The organism is Pseudomonas sp. PAMC25584 (assembly GCF_058135675.1).
The window spans coordinates 92,111-105,547 of the sequence record NZ_CM176870.1 but is presented as its reverse complement, the minus strand read 5'-3'; the positions used below and the strand labels follow the sequence as shown (position 1 = coordinate 105,547).

The 13,437-nt window shown below is 61.4% G+C and carries 13 protein-coding genes; 7 read left to right on the top strand and 6 right to left on the bottom strand.

Annotation, left to right across the window (positions count from 1 at the left end):
* Nucleotides 1-48 precede the first annotated feature (48 nt).
* The 5 genes from ACS5Q8_RS00525 to ACS5Q8_RS00505 are packed head-to-tail and all read left to right on the top strand — an operon-like array spanning nt 49 to nt 4,631.
* Nucleotides 49-1,080, top strand: a complete 1,032-nt coding sequence (locus ACS5Q8_RS00525) for a DUF5924 family protein (protein ID WP_276195673.1) — start codon at nt 49-51, stop codon at nt 1,078-1,080.
* Between the two features lie 54 nt (nt 1,081-1,134).
* Nucleotides 1,135-2,283: an ABC transporter permease gene (locus ACS5Q8_RS00520; protein WP_426101965.1), complete on the top strand. Its 1,149-nt coding sequence runs from the start codon at nt 1,135-1,137 to the stop codon at nt 2,281-2,283.
* Nucleotides 2,280-3,083, top strand: coding sequence for an ABC transporter ATP-binding protein (locus ACS5Q8_RS00515; RefSeq protein ID WP_426101963.1), 804 nt, complete (start codon nt 2,280-2,282; stop codon nt 3,081-3,083). The genes ACS5Q8_RS00520 and ACS5Q8_RS00515 overlap by 4 nt, the downstream gene beginning before the upstream one ends.
* Nucleotide 3,084: 1 nt before the next feature.
* Nucleotides 3,085-4,023, top strand: coding sequence for an MlaD family protein (locus tag ACS5Q8_RS00510; RefSeq protein ID WP_426101961.1), 939 nt, complete (start codon nt 3,085-3,087; stop codon nt 4,021-4,023).
* Nucleotides 4,020-4,631 carry an ABC-type transport auxiliary lipoprotein family protein gene (locus ACS5Q8_RS00505; protein ID WP_426101959.1) on the top strand — a complete coding sequence of 204 codons (612 nt, stop codon included), beginning with the start codon at nt 4,020-4,022 and terminating at the stop codon, nt 4,629-4,631. Before ACS5Q8_RS00510 ends, ACS5Q8_RS00505 begins: the two co-directional genes overlap by 4 nt.
* 40 nt (nt 4,632-4,671) lie before the next feature.
* Here ACS5Q8_RS00505 and ACS5Q8_RS00500 read toward each other — a convergent pair whose 3' ends face one another.
* From ACS5Q8_RS00500 to ACS5Q8_RS00480, 5 genes are all read right to left on the bottom strand, one after another.
* A complete protein-coding gene (locus ACS5Q8_RS00500; protein WP_276195667.1) occupies nt 4,672-5,901 on the bottom strand; it encodes a nucleoside recognition domain-containing protein in 1,230 nt (409 codons plus the stop codon).
* 95 nt (nt 5,902-5,996) lie between these two features.
* The gene (gene gltP / locus ACS5Q8_RS00495) at nt 5,997-7,328 is read right to left on the bottom strand and encodes a glutamate/aspartate:proton symporter GltP (RefSeq protein ID WP_276195666.1); all 1,332 of its coding nucleotides are present in this window, start codon (nt 7,326-7,328) and stop codon (nt 5,997-5,999) included.
* Between the two features lie 730 nt (nt 7,329-8,058).
* The gene (locus tag ACS5Q8_RS00490) at nt 8,059-8,526 is read right to left on the bottom strand and encodes an inhibitor of vertebrate lysozyme family protein (protein WP_443693435.1); all 468 of its coding nucleotides are present in this window, start codon (nt 8,524-8,526) and stop codon (nt 8,059-8,061) included.
* A 2-nt stretch (nt 8,527-8,528) separates the two neighbouring features.
* Nucleotides 8,529-8,693, bottom strand: coding sequence for a DUF1328 domain-containing protein (locus ACS5Q8_RS00485; protein WP_003170804.1), 165 nt, complete (start codon nt 8,691-8,693; stop codon nt 8,529-8,531).
* 78 nt (nt 8,694-8,771) lie between these two features.
* Nucleotides 8,772-9,062 (bottom strand): hypothetical protein, encoded by a 291-nt coding sequence (locus ACS5Q8_RS00480; RefSeq protein ID WP_247403435.1) that lies wholly within the window; start codon nt 9,060-9,062, stop codon nt 8,772-8,774.
* 376 nt (nt 9,063-9,438) lie between these two features.
* Here ACS5Q8_RS00480 and algB point away from each other — a divergent pair, with 376 nt between their 5' ends.
* Together algB and ACS5Q8_RS00470 are read left to right on the top strand one after the other, a co-directional pair.
* A complete protein-coding gene (gene algB / locus ACS5Q8_RS00475) occupies nt 9,439-10,785 on the top strand; it encodes a sigma-54-dependent response regulator transcription factor AlgB (protein WP_276195646.1) in 1,347 nt (448 codons plus the stop codon).
* Between the two features lie 10 nt (nt 10,786-10,795).
* Entirely contained in the window at nt 10,796-12,583 is a 1,788-nt protein-coding gene (locus tag ACS5Q8_RS00470) for an ATP-binding protein (RefSeq protein WP_443693437.1), read from the top strand.
* 3 nt (nt 12,584-12,586) lie between these two features.
* On the opposite strand, the gene ACS5Q8_RS00465 is transcribed toward ACS5Q8_RS00470, so the two are convergent.
* A complete protein-coding gene (locus tag ACS5Q8_RS00465; RefSeq protein ID WP_443693438.1) occupies nt 12,587-13,363 on the bottom strand; it encodes an N-acetylmuramoyl-L-alanine amidase in 777 nt (258 codons plus the stop codon).
* Nucleotides 13,364-13,437 lie beyond the last annotated feature (74 nt).

Genomic DNA, 13,437 nt, shown 5'->3' with positions numbered 1-13,437 from the left:
AGACGTTATTCTATCGGGGATTTTTCCTACAAAGACTGTGACTGCCGAATGCCGAACCTGAACCACTACATCCAGCGCATCCTCGAACTGATGAAACGCTACCCAGGGGTGATCGCACTCGGCGGCTTCATCTCGGGGGTGAGCAGCTTCATCCTGGTGGACCGCCAGCAGGGCATGGCCAGTTGGATCGCGGTCATCATGCTGGTGAGCTGGTTGTGGCTGATGCTGGAAAACAGCTTTACCCAGCTGTTCACCAAAGTCTTCAAGCGCGAAATCCCCGAACCGCTGCTGCGTTACGCCACCCAGATGATCCACCAGGAAAGTCTGTTTTTTGTGCTGCCGTTCTTTTTCATCACCACCGCCTGGAACAGCGGCCAATCGATCTTCACCGGGCTGCTCGGCGCGGCGGCGCTGGTGTCGATCACCGACCCGCTCTATTACAAGTGGCTGGCGCCCAAACGCTCGCTGTTCCTCGCCTTACACACCTTCACCCTGTTCGCCGCGCTGCTCACCGCGCTGCCGATCATCCTGCACCTGACCACCGCCGAGAGCTACAAACTGGCCCTCGGCGTGGCCATGGCCTTGTCGATCCCGAGCCTGGCCGTGAGCTTGCCGCTGCGCAGTCTCAAAGGCTGGGCGATGCTGCTCGGGGTCACGGCCGCCATTGGCTGCGCAGGATGGTTCCTACGCAGTTGGGTGCCACCGGCCACCTTGTGGATGACTGAAGTGGCGATCAGCACCCAGTTGCAAGACCGCACGCCGGGCGACGATCTCAAAGAAGTCAGCGCCGCCCAACTGCGCAGCGCCGGGCTCTATGCCTATACCGCCATCAATGCCCCGCGCGGGCTGGATGAGCGGATCTACCACGTGTGGAAATTCAACGGCAAGGAGGTCGACCGCATCGCCCTGGATATTCATGGCGGGCGCAAGGAAGGCTACCGCGCCTGGACCCACAAACAGAACTTCCCGGCCGACGCGGTGGGGCGCTGGCAAGTCCAGGTGCTGACCGAAGACGGGCAGGTGATCGGCGTGCTGCGCTTCAAGGTGACTGACACAGCGCAAACGGACAACCCAAAGTAGGCTGTATCGTGCTATTACGTAGGCATTGTGGATAGCCAGACAAGCTCGGAGCTTATGACCACTCGTACCTCGGCCGGCACAGCCCACCTCGATACGTCCACCGCCCCCCCGTTGCTCAGGATTACGGGGGACTGGACGCTTGCCCACTACACAAACCTGAAAAAACTGTCGGACAAGCTCGACGGCCGATACGACGCCGGCGCCCGCGTCGACCTCAATGGCCTCGGCGCCCTCGACACAGCTGGCGCCTCACTGCTGGTCGAGCTGCTGGGCCCAGACCGTATCGAGCAATCCGCCGAGCAAACCGACTGCAGCCTGTCCGCCGCCGACCGCGCACTGCTCAAGACCGTCTACCGCTCCCTGAATGATTTCTGCGTACCGGAAAAAGCCCCGGAAGAAGCCACCGGCATCCAGGTGCTGGCGCGCATCGGCGCCGCGGTGGATGCGGTGTGGCTGGACAGCAAGCAACTGCTGGGCTTTATCGGCCTGATCCTTGAAACCTTCGCCCGCAGCATTTTCCGGCCCAAGCGCTGGCGCGTGACGCCGATGGTTGCGCATATCGAACAGACCGGCCTCGACGCCGCGCCCATCGTCGCCTTGCTGACGTTTCTGGTGGGCGCCGTGGTGGCGTTCCTCGGCGCCACGGTGCTCAAGAGCTTTGGCGCGACGATTTTCACCGTGGACCTGGTGGCGTTCTCCTTCCTACGGGAATTCGGCGTCTTGCTGACCGCGATCCTGATCGCCGGCCGCACCGCCAGTGCCTTTACCGCGCAAATCGGCTCGATGAAGGCCAACGAAGAAATCGACGCCATCCGCACCCTGGGGCTGGACCCGATGGAGCTGCTGGTATTGCCCCGCGTGCTGGCCCTGCTGGTGTCGCTGCCGATGCTGACGTTCCTGGCGATGCTCTCGGGGATTGTCGGCGGCGGGGTGGTGTGTGCGCTGACCCTGGATATTTCGCCGGCGATGTTCCTCTCGCTGCTGCAGTCGGACATTGGTGTGAAGCATTTCCTGGTGGGCATGGTGAAAGCGCCGTTCTTCGCGTTCCTGATCGCCGCCATTGGTTGCCTGGAAGGCTTCAAGGTCAGCGGCAGCGCCGAGTCGGTCGGCGCCCATACCACCTCCAGCGTGGTGCAATCGATCTTTGTGGTGATCGTGCTCGATGCGGTCGCCGCGTTGTTCTTCATGGAGATGGGCTGGTGAGGCGCCTACCCCGAGCCCCCAGCGAAGCGGTGATCGAAGTCCGTGGGCTGTGCAATCGCTTTGGCAGCCAGCGCGTGCACGAAAACCTCAACCTGGATCTGTACAAGGGCGAAATCCTCGCCGTGGTCGGCGGCTCCGGCAGCGGTAAGTCGGTGCTGTTGCGCAGCATCGTCGGCCTGCGCCGGCCCAGCGCAGGCGAGGTGCGGGTATTCGGCAAGAACCTGTCGAGCCTGTCGGAGCATGAGCGCTCACTGGTGGAGCGGCGCTTTGGCGTGCTGTTCCAGAAGGGCGCGCTGTTTTCTTCGCTGACCGTGATTGAGAACGTCGCGCTGCCGCTGATCGAGCACGCCGGCCTGAGCCGCGCCGACGCCGAGCACCTGGCCGCAGTCAAATTGGCGTTGGCCGGGTTGCCGCTGTCGGCGGCCGACAAATACCCGGCGTCGCTGTCCGGCGGCATGATCAAGCGCGCGGCCCTGGCCCGAGCCCTGGCGCTGGACCCGGACATTCTGTTCCTCGACGAACCCACCGCCGGGCTCGACCCGATCGGCGCCGCGCAATTCGACCAACTGATCCTGACCCTGCGCGATGCGCTGGGCCTGAGCGTGTTCCTGGTCACCCACGACCTGGACACGCTGTACACCATCACCGACCGCGTCGCGGTGCTGGCGCAGAAGAAAGTGCTGGTGGCCGATGCCATCGATGTCGTCTCGGAAACCGACGACGCCTGGATTCACGAATATTTCCACGGCCCCCGGGGCCGCGCGGCATTGGATGCCGCTCAACCGCTCAACGAGGTATGACATGGAAACCCGAGCCCATCATGTGATGATCGGTCTGTTCAGCGTGATTGTGGTGGTCGGCGCGATGCTGTTTGGCTTGTGGCTGGCCAAGTCCAGCGTCGACGCCGCGTTCCAGGATTACGAAGTGATTTTCAACGAGGCGGTCAGCGGCCTGTCCCAGGGCAGCTCGGTGCAGTACAGCGGGATCAAGGTGGGCGATGTCATCAGCCTGCGCCTGGACCCCAAAGACCCGCGCCGCGTGCTCGCACGCATCCGCCTTTCCGGGGAGACGCCGATCAAGGAAGACACCCAGGCCAAGCTGGCCCTGACCGGCATCACCGGCACCTCGATCATCCAGCTCAGCGGCGGCACACCGCAAAGCCCGACACTCAAGGGCAAGGACGGCGACCTGCCGGAGATCATCGCCTCGCCATCCCCTATCGCGCGGTTGCTGAACAACAGCAACGACCTGATGACCAGCATCAACCTGCTGCTGCACAACGCCAACGACATGTTCTCTGCGCAGAATGTCGAGCGCATCAGCAACACCCTGGACCATCTGGAACGAACCACCGGCGCGATTGCCGACCAGCGCGGCGATATCAAAGTGGTGATGCAGCAACTGATGCAGGTCAGCAAGCAGGCCGGTGCCGCCCTCGAGCAGACCACCGCGCTGATGCGCAATGCCAACGGCCTGCTCAACGATCAAGGCAGGCAGGTCTTCGGCAGCGCTGAGCAGGCGATGAAATCCCTTGAGCAAAGCACCGCGACCATCAACACCTTGCTGACCGATAACAAGAACGCGGTGAACAGCGGCATGCAGGGCCTCAACGAACTGGCGCCGGCCGTGCGCGAACTGCGCGAAACCCTAGGTTCGCTGCGCGCCATCTCCCGCCGCCTGGAAGCCAACCCCAGCGGTTACCTGCTGGGCAGCGACAAGAACAAGGAGTTCACGCCATGAAGCGTGCTTACCAACTGATCGCCCCCGTTGCCCTGGCGCTGATCGGCGCGTGCTCGATCCTGCCCACGGCCGATCCATCGGACGTCTACCGCCTGGCCTCGGCCCCGGTGGCCGCCCAAGCGGCGCCGGTAGCCTGGTCGCTGCGCGTGACCAAGCCGCAGACCAGCGAGTTCCTCGACAGCCCGCGCATTGCCGTGGTGCCCCAGGGCGATCTGATCAGCAGCTACGCCCACTCACGCTGGAGCGACCCGGCGCCGGTCCTGCTGCGCAACCGCTTCATGGACGGCTTCCAGCGCGATGGCCGGGTCACGCTGTTGAGCAGCGACGAGACCAACCTGCAGGCCGACTACGAGCTGGGCGGGCAATTGCAGGCGTTCCAGAGCGAATACCGCAGCAGCGCGGTGGAAGTGGTGATTCGCCTGGATGCGCGGCTGGTGCGTGGAAGTGATCAGCGGATCATTGCCAGCCGACGGTTTGAAGTGCGCCAGCCGGTCAGCGACAGCAAAGTGCCGGCAGTGGTGGCCGGGTTTGGGCTGGCGGGGGATCAGTTGAACAAGCAGGTGGTGGATTGGGTGGTGGCGCAGGGCAACACTGCGCCGAAACGCTGAGGGCCTCATCGGGAGCTTGCTCCCGATAGCCATCCAAGCCTTAACCAAAGAACCAGTAGCACACCGCAATCGCCGCCACCACACCGGCAAACTCCGCCAGCAACGCACAGCCCACCGCATGCCGCGCCCGCTGAATACCCACCGAGCCGAAATACACCGCCAACACATAGAAGGTGGTCTCGGTACTGCCCTGAACCGTCGCCGCCACCAACGCCGGGAAGCTGTCGACGCCCTGGGTCTGCATGGTCTCGATCAACATCGCCCGCGCGGCACTGCCGGAGAACGGCTTGACCATCGCAGTCGGCAGCGCGTCGACGAAGCGCGTGTCCATGCCGGTCCAGGCGACCACATGACGAATGCCTTCCAGGCCAAAGTCCAGCGCACCGGATGCACGCAACACGCCCACCGCGCAGAGCATCGCCACCAGATACGGCAGCAGGTTCTTGGCGACGTCGAAGCCCTCTTTGGCCCCTTCGACAAACGCCTCGTAGACCTTCACCTTGCGCAACGCGCCGACCAGCAGGAACAGCATGATCAGGCCAAACAGCGTCAGGTTGCCAAGGATCGACGACAACCCGGCCAGCGCCGTGGCGGACAAGGTCGCCAGCAACGCCATGAAGCCGCCCAGCAGCAGTGCACCTGGGATCAAATAGGCCAGCACCACCGGGTCCCACAGCCGCAAGCGCTGCATCACTGCCACCGAGAGCAAGCCCACCAGGGTCGATGCGCTGGTGGCCAGTAGGATCGGCAAAAACACCAGCGTCGGGTCGGCTGCGCCTTGCTGGGCGCGGTACATGAAGATGGTCACCGGCAACAGCGTCAGCGAGGATGCGTTGAGCACTAGGAACAGAATCTGCGCGTTACTCGCGGTATTGGGGATCGGGTTGAGCTCCTGCAACGCTTTCATGGCTTTCAGGCCGATGGGTGTCGCGGCGTTGTCCAGGCCCAGGCCGTTGGCGGCGAAGTTGAGGGTGATCAAACCGATGGCCGGGTGGCCAGCCGGCACTTCCGGCATCAGCCGGCGAAACAGCGGGCCGAGGGCCCTGGCCAGCCAGTCGACGATCCCGGCTTTTTCGGCGATGCGCAAAAAGCCCAGCCATAACGTCAGCGTGCCGAACAACAGCACCATGACCTCCACCGACAATTTGGCCATGGCGAAAATGCTTTCCACCATCGCCGCAAAAATCCCGGCGTTGCCGCCGACCAGCCATTGCGCCAGTGCTGACACCATTGCTACGACAAAGAAGCCAAGCCACAGGCCATTGAGCATCAGTTGAATCCCCCGAAAGATGGGGCGAATGATAGCGGGGCTGACAGAAACGACAAACCCCGGATTTACCGGGGTTTGTGCGCATCAGGCAGACCTCAGCCGCGGCTGGCCTCACCCGCCGGCAACACTTGCTTGGTGCGCCAGTGCGGCAGGGAGTTCCAGTAGCGCTCGCCCTTGGCATCGTCGTACATGCCTTCCCAACGGGAGATGACCAGTACCGCCAAGGCGTTGCCGATCACGTTGAGGGCGGTACGCGCCATGTCCATGATGCGGTCGACGCCGGCAATGAACGCCAGGCCTTCCAATGGAATGCCCACGCTGCCCAGGGTAGCCAGCAACACCACGAAGGACACGCCCGGCACACCCGCGATGCCTTTGGAGGTGACCATCAGGGTCAGCACCAGCATCAGTTGCTGGCCGACCGACAGGTCGATGCCATACAACTGCGCGATAAAGATCGCCGCGATGCTCTGGTACAGGGTCGAACCATCGAGGTTGAACGAATAACCGGTCGGCACCACGAAGCTGCAGATGGCCTTCGGCGCGCCGTAGGCTTCCATCTTCTCGATCACCCGCGGCAGCACGGTTTCGGAACTGGCGGTGGAGTAGGCCAGCACCAGCTCATCCTTGAAGATGCGCATCAGCTTGATCACCGAGAAGCCAAACAGGCGTGCGATCAGGCCCAGGATCACAAAGGCGAAGAACAGAATGGCGACGTAAACCAGAATCACCAGCTTGGCCAGTGGCAGCAAAGAGGCGAAGCCGAAGTTGGCGACGGTCACCGCGATCAGCGCGAACACACCGATAGGCGCGTACTTCATGATCATGTGGGTGACTTTGAACATGCTCTCGGACACGCCCTGGAACATCGTCACCAACGGCTCGCGCAGCTCAGGCTTGAGGCTCGACAGGCCCAGGCCGAACAGCACGGAGAAGAAGATGATCGGCAGCATCTCGCCACGCGCGACGGCGGCAAAGATGTTCGATGGGATCAGGTTGAGGATGGTCTGAACGAACGCATGCTCATGCTGCACCTCCGCCGCTGTCGCCTGGTACTTGGAGATATCCACGGTACCCAGGGTACTCATGTCGATGCCCGTGCCAGGGTGGAACAGGTTGGCCAGCAACAGGCCGACCACGATGGCGATGGTGGTGACGACCTCGAAGTAAAGGATGGTTTTGACGCCAATTCGACCGAGCTTTTTCGCATCGCCGACACCGGCAATGCCGACGATCAGCGAGGAAATCACAATCGGGATCACGATCATCTTGATCAGGCGGATAAAGATATCGCCCGCCGGCTGCAGCACATTGCTGATCCACCAGGCCTTTTCAGCACTGAAATGGTTGAGCACGGCGCCGATTGCGATCCCCAGCACCAAACCGATGAGGATCTGCCAGGCGAGGCTTAGCTTTGCCTTCTTCATGTCATTACCCTTACTTCAAGTGAACTTAAGGCAAATGCGCCAGCTGCAACGCTCGGAAGCGAAAAAGTGTGTGCATCTGCCTCCATAGAAAGTCACCGCCGCATGGCCGAAATGGCTTACTGGCAGGCGAAAAAAGGCGCAACTATTCCCATGCAAGGGGGCGACGTCTAATGCCGTAAACGCCTACCCTATGCCGAATCGGCATGGCTTTTTTTCATAATAACTGACCGGACGGTCAGTTCAAATGCGACATTTTGCCCGGCGAATATGCCGTGAACCGGTCAAATCAGGGTCGCTTAGAGATGCAGGACACGCTGAAGGCATTCGCAAAAATGCCTGTGTATTCAGGGGTCTGTTGTCTGAAATGTCCTATAGCGTGAACGAAATTTTCTCGATAGATGGTCGCCACGACATACCCAGTAATGGTTAGTCGCGGGCAAAAAGCAGATTCTCGGCTAAGAGCAGTATGAGAGGCGGGGGATGAACCTCATAAGCCCGCCGCAAGTCCAGCAAGCTCGAGAGCGTGTGAACTTGCGTCGTAGCTTTTCACCTGACCCGGCCCTTGCGCAGGCACTCCCTGTACCCGTAGGTCACGCCGATCTCGACGGATCAGAGCAACCCGGCCCCCTGGCCATGCATCGCCCTTGGTGAGCGATGCAAACAGAAAGAAGCGCAAGGGCTTCTTTCTATGGACGCCGGCCCCGCAGACGACAGATGCGTCAGACGGAACCTAGTACCAATTCGGATCTTTCTTCAGTTGCTCCATCAGCAGCTTTTGCATGCCTGCATCCGGCTTACCGATAAACCGGTAATCGGCGTGACGCGTTGGAGACTTGTCCGCCGGCAGGCCGGCCGGGACTTCCACCAACATGGCGTAGGCATCTTCCTTGTCGTAACTGAAGGCGACGATCAGGCGCTTGTTCAGGCAGGTGTCTGCGGTTTCGCAGAGGGGCCCGACCAAGTACTTGTCGCCCTCTTCTTCAACGGCATTCATTTGCTCGGCCGTGCCGGACAGGTTCATGACCCATTCCGGCAGGCGCTCTTCTTTCTTCACCACGCCTTGCCACGTTTCACGGTACTGCGGGTCCGCGCTGAGCAATTCGTTGGCCCGGGTCTGGCCGTCGTTAGCGGCCATCGCCAAACCGCTGCCGCCCAGAAGCAGGACGGCAGCCATGGCCTTGAGAGACAAAGTGGTCATATTCAGCCTCGGCCGCGACGACCAAAGAAGAACGAAGCAATGAACATCACCAGGAAGACCACAAACAGAATCTTGGCGATACCCGTGGCAGTGCCCGCGATCCCACCGAAGCCCAGGACTGCAGCCACAATGGCGATGATCAGAAATGTGATTGCCCAACTCAACATGGTGATTCTCCTTACGCTTTTTTAGGGGTGACAGCGGTACTGCCGTGCAATCGCTCAACTCAAGCGACCTTTTGTTGCCTAGAACACCCAACGTTCCTGGGATGGCAGTTCACCCAGGGCAGACGCCTGGTCAACCATCCGCAGTTGGGGAGCCGTTACATCGGCAGAGACGCTGCCAACGGAACGGCTATCAATGGAGCGAAAATGGGTCTGGGTCATTGCCGGACGTTCGAAATGCGGGGTCTGCTGCTGCCAATGCTGCAACTGCTGGCCGCCAATCAACGTGACCATCAGGGCCAGGCTGGCGAACAGGCCTTGTTGCAAGCGCACTGGCGATACACACAGTTGAGCGAGGCTTTGGCGAGTCATGCTGCTTTCTCCCGCATTTTGATTATTCGTTAGGAGAGCTATTGCAGAGGGCGTGCCAGCTTTTTTACAAAATAAAACTCAACAAAATCAATCAGTTAAATATATTTGATCAACACGAAGCCCAGCATCCTGCACGATGGCCACCTGGACGCCGTGCGAAATGCACGATCACCAGTGGTCGGATGGGTGGATAGAAAGCCAATAGCGCACTGCCGAAGTGGCAAGAAGGCATGAAAACGCCAGCAGGCGCGGGCTTTGTAGGGACACACGTAGATAGCTGCACGACGTTGCGTTTTATCAATCAGAATGAACCATGCAACTTGCCCGATTATTGCGGGACTAAACACCATCATTCATATTCAGGAGCGCGGGACAAATGGAATCAGCCAAGGAACTTCAAGGCCGCATTCTTTTAGTGGACGACGAATCCGCGATCCTTCGTACCTTCCGTTATTGCCTGGAAGATGAGGGCTACACCGTAGCCACCGCGAACAGCGCCGCTCAGGCCGATGCCCTGATGCAACGCCAAGTGTTCGACCTGTGCTTCCTGGACCTGCGCCTGGGCGAGGATAACGGCCTGGATGTGTTGGCGCAGATGCGCATCCAGGCGCCGTGGATGCGCGTGGTGATTGTGACCGCGCATTCCGCCGTGGACACTGCGGTGGATGCGATCCAGGCCGGCGCGGCTGATTATCTGGTCAAACCGTGCAGCCCCGACCAACTGCGCCTGGCCACCGCCAAACAATTGGAAGTGCGCCAGCTCTCCGCGCGCCTGGAGGCGCTGGAAGGCGAAGTACGCCAACCCAAAGACGGCCTCGACTCCCACAGCCCGGCGATGATGGTGGTGCTGGAAACTGCACGCCAAGTGGCCGGGACTGACGCCAACATCCTCATCCTCGGCGAATCCGGCACCGGTAAAGGCGAGTTGGCCCGGGCCATTCACGGCTGGAGCAAGCGCGCGAAGAAATCCTGCGTCACCATCAACTGCCCGTCGCTGACGGCGGAGTTGATGGAAAGCGAACTGTTCGGCCATAGCCGCGGTGCCTTTACCGGCGCCAGCGAGAGCACCTTGGGCCGGGTTAACCAGGCGGACGGCGGCACGCTGTTTCTCGACGAGATCGGCGACTTTCCCCTCACCCTGCAGCCCAAGTTGCTGCGCTTTATCCAGGACAAGGAATACGAGCGCGTGGGCGACCCGGTTACCCGGCGCGCCGATGTACGCATCCTTGCGGCCACCAACCTGAATCTCGAAGACATGGTGCGCGACGGCCGCTTTCGCGAAGACTTGCTGTACCGCCTCAACGTGATCACCTTGCACCTGCCGCCGCTGCGCGAACGCAGCGAAGACATCCTGGCCCTGGCCGACCGCTTCCTCGCCCGCTTCGTCAAGGAATACGCCCGACCGGCGCGGGGCTTTAGCGATGAAGCGCGCGAAGCGCTGCTCAACTACCGCTGGCCGGGCAATATCCGCGAGCTGCGCAACGTGGTGGAACGCGCGAGCATTATCTGCCCGCAGGAAAAGGTCGAAATCAGCCACCTCGGAATGGCCGAACAGCCGACCCACAATGCACCCCGTATCGGTGCCGCGTTGAGCCTGGACGAACTGGAGAAAGCGCATATCGGCGCCGTACTGGCCACCAGCGACACCTTGGATCAGGCTGCCCGCACCCTGGGCATCGACGCGTCGACCCTGTACCGCAAACGCAAACAGTACAACCTGTGAGCTGTACCTTATGAAGTTAGCGATGAAACTGCGCACTCGGTTATTCCTGAGTATCTCCGCGCTGATCACCGTCGCCCTGCTGGGGTTGATCCTGGGGCTGGTCAGCGTGATGCAGATGGCCAAGACCCAGGAGTCATCGATTCGCAGTAACTTCATCACCCTCGACCTGGGACTCAAGCTGCGCCAGAGCCTGGGCGACCAGTTGATGATGATGCTCGAACAACGCCCCAATCCGGAGGCACTGCAAGCGGCGGAACAGCATTACTTCGAGCTGCTCGACCAAGGCATTGCCCACGAACAGCGCGACGGGCATAGCAGCGGTTTCAGTCAGGCCCGGCTCGACTACCAGCGCTTGCTGGCGGCTTTTGACGAATCTCAACAAGCGTCCCCACCGCCCGGCAGCAAAGAGAAAATCACCGAAACATTCAATGTTCTGCGCAACGGCCTGATCGCCGAGCACAAGCAGGCCCTGGAAAACATCAGCGCCAGCGAGCATAAATCCCGCGAGCGCGCCTTGTTGATCGCGGGGCTGCTGGGGCTGGTAGGCCTCGCGGTGCTGATCATCGGTTTTATTACCGCCCATGGCATCGCCCGACGGTTTGGCGGGCCGATCGAAGCGCTGGCCAAGGCCGCCGACAAGATCGGGCAAGGTGATTTCGAAGTGACCCTGCCCATTTCTTCAGCGGCGGAAATGAACCAACTGACCCGACGCTTCGGCATCATGGCCGAAGCGTTGCGCCAGCATCAGGCAACCAATATCGATGAGCTGCTGGCGGGCCAGCAGCGCCTGCAAGCGGTGCTCGACAGTATCGACGACGGCCTGTTGATGATTGACCGTCAAGGCCGCCTGGAGCACCTCAACCCCGTCGCACAGCGCCAGTTGGGCTGGGACGAGGAACGTCTCGGCCAGGGCCTGGGTGATGCGCTGGGTCGCCCGGAAATGGACGATCAACTGCAACTGGTGCTGCGCGGCGGCAACCTGGAACGGGCGCCGGACGACCTGGAGGTGGAAGTCGAGGGTGAGCTGCGCCTGTTGACCTACAGCCTGACGCCGGTAAGCCACACCCAGGGGCATATCCTCGGCGCAGTGATGGTGCTACATGACGTCACCGAGCAGCGCGCCTTTGAGCGGGTACGCAGCGAGTTCGTGTTGCGCGCCTCCCACGAATTGCGCACGCCGGTGACCGGCATGCACATGGCCTTCGGCTTGTTCCGCGAACGCGCGAAGTTTCCTGCGGAGTCCCGTGAAGCGGACCTGCTGGATACGGTCAATGAAGAGATGCAGCGCCTGATGCAGTTGATCAACGACCTGCTCAACTTTTCGCGCTACCAGAACGGCATGCAAAAACTCACCCTGGGCCCGTGCGATGTCACCGACCTACTGGAGCATGCGCGTGCGCGCTTCGCCGAGCCGGCGAATGCGCAACACATCGAGCTGCTGGTAGAGCCCCAGCCCGACCTGCCCCGACTGTATGCCGACCAGGCGCAACTGGAACGCGTGCTCGACAACCTGTTGGGCAACGCCCTGCGCCACACCGCCGAAGGCGGGCAGATCCGCCTGCAGGCACGGCGTCATGGCGAGCGGGTGATTATCAGCGTCGAGGACAACGGCGAAGGTATCGCCTATGGCCAGCAGGGGCGCATCTTCGAACCCTTCGTGCAGGTGGGCCGCAAGAAAGGCGGCGCCGGCCTGGGGCTGGCGCTGTGCAAGGAGATCGTGCAACTGCATGGCGGCCGCATGGGCGTGTATTCAAGGCCGGGGCAGGGCACGCAGTTCTATATGGCGTTACCGCTGTAGCGATTAACGCCGGTCGAGGGCGCGCAGGATCGCGGCACTCTCGGCATCCGGTGTGCCATCGAACAGCGCAGGGCGGAAGTGCATCTGGAACGCCGCGATCACATGGCGCGTGGCGACGTCCAGTTCACCGGTCTGCGGCGTCTGGTAGCCCAGGTGCGCCAACGCTTCCTGGAACCAGGTGATGCTCGGCAGATCCGTGGCGTACTGCGCCTGGTAGCGCGCCACAGCCTGCGCGTCGGGCCAGACGCCCAAGCCCTTCTCGGCCAGGCGCTTCCACGGAAACAACGGCCCCGGGTCCTGCTTGCGCAGCGGCGCGATGTCGCTGTGACCAATGATGTTTTTGGGGTCAATGCCATTGCGCGTGCTGATGTCCTTGAGCAACACCTCCAGCGATTGCACCTGAGCTTCGGAGTACGGGTACCACACACGGCCCGTCGGCGTGTCGCGAAACCCTGGGTTGACGATCTCGATCCCGATGGAGCTGGAGTTCAGCCAGGTACGCCCCATCCACTCGCTTTCCCCCGCATGCCAAGCGCGTTGGCTTTCATCCACCAGCTTGTAGATGGTGCCCGAAGCGTCGTCGCCGATCAGGTAATGGCTGCTGACCTGACCATGGGTCAGCAGCGCCAGGGAGCGTTCAAGGTTGGCCGAGGTGTAATGGACCACCACGAACTGCACGCGGTTGTCGTGGTTGGCCGAGGGGTGGCTGGTATCCAGGCGCGGGCCGCTGGCGCAGCCGGTGAGCAGGAGGAACACAAAAGCGAAGTACACGGATTTCATGGCGGATCACGTTACGCAGAAGACGATAATGCAACAGTGTAACGTACCGTTTGTAGCCCAAACGTCAAATTACA

Excerpts from the sequence above, each read along its gene's own strand:
- ACS5Q8_RS00500 (WP_276195667.1), bottom strand. The coding sequence starts at position 5,901 with ATGCTCAATGGCCTGTGGCTTGGCTTCTTTGTCGTAGCAATGGTGTCA.
- ACS5Q8_RS00510 (WP_426101961.1), top strand. The coding sequence starts at position 3,085 with ATGGAAACCCGAGCCCATCATGTGATGATCGGTCTGTTCAGCGTGATT.
- ACS5Q8_RS00490 (WP_443693435.1), bottom strand. The coding sequence starts at position 8,526 with ATGACCACTTTGTCTCTCAAGGCCATGGCTGCCGTCCTGCTTCTGGGC.
- ACS5Q8_RS00485 (WP_003170804.1), bottom strand. The coding sequence starts at position 8,693 with ATGTTGAGTTGGGCAATCACATTTCTGATCATCGCCATTGTGGCTGCA.
- ACS5Q8_RS00470 (WP_443693437.1), top strand. The coding sequence starts at position 10,796 with ATGAAGTTAGCGATGAAACTGCGCACTCGGTTATTCCTGAGTATCTCC.
- ACS5Q8_RS00480 (WP_247403435.1), bottom strand. The coding sequence starts at position 9,062 with ATGACTCGCCAAAGCCTCGCTCAACTGTGTGTATCGCCAGTGCGCTTG.
- gltP (WP_276195666.1), bottom strand. The coding sequence starts at position 7,328 with ATGAAGAAGGCAAAGCTAAGCCTCGCCTGGCAGATCCTCATCGGTTTG.
- ACS5Q8_RS00505 (WP_426101959.1), top strand. The coding sequence starts at position 4,020 with ATGAAGCGTGCTTACCAACTGATCGCCCCCGTTGCCCTGGCGCTGATC.
- ACS5Q8_RS00465 (WP_443693438.1), bottom strand. The coding sequence starts at position 13,363 with ATGAAATCCGTGTACTTCGCTTTTGTGTTCCTCCTGCTCACCGGCTGC.
- ACS5Q8_RS00520 (WP_426101965.1), top strand. The coding sequence starts at position 1,135 with ATGACCACTCGTACCTCGGCCGGCACAGCCCACCTCGATACGTCCACC.
- ACS5Q8_RS00525 (WP_276195673.1), top strand. The coding sequence starts at position 49 with ATGCCGAACCTGAACCACTACATCCAGCGCATCCTCGAACTGATGAAA.
- algB (WP_276195646.1), top strand. The coding sequence starts at position 9,439 with ATGGAATCAGCCAAGGAACTTCAAGGCCGCATTCTTTTAGTGGACGAC.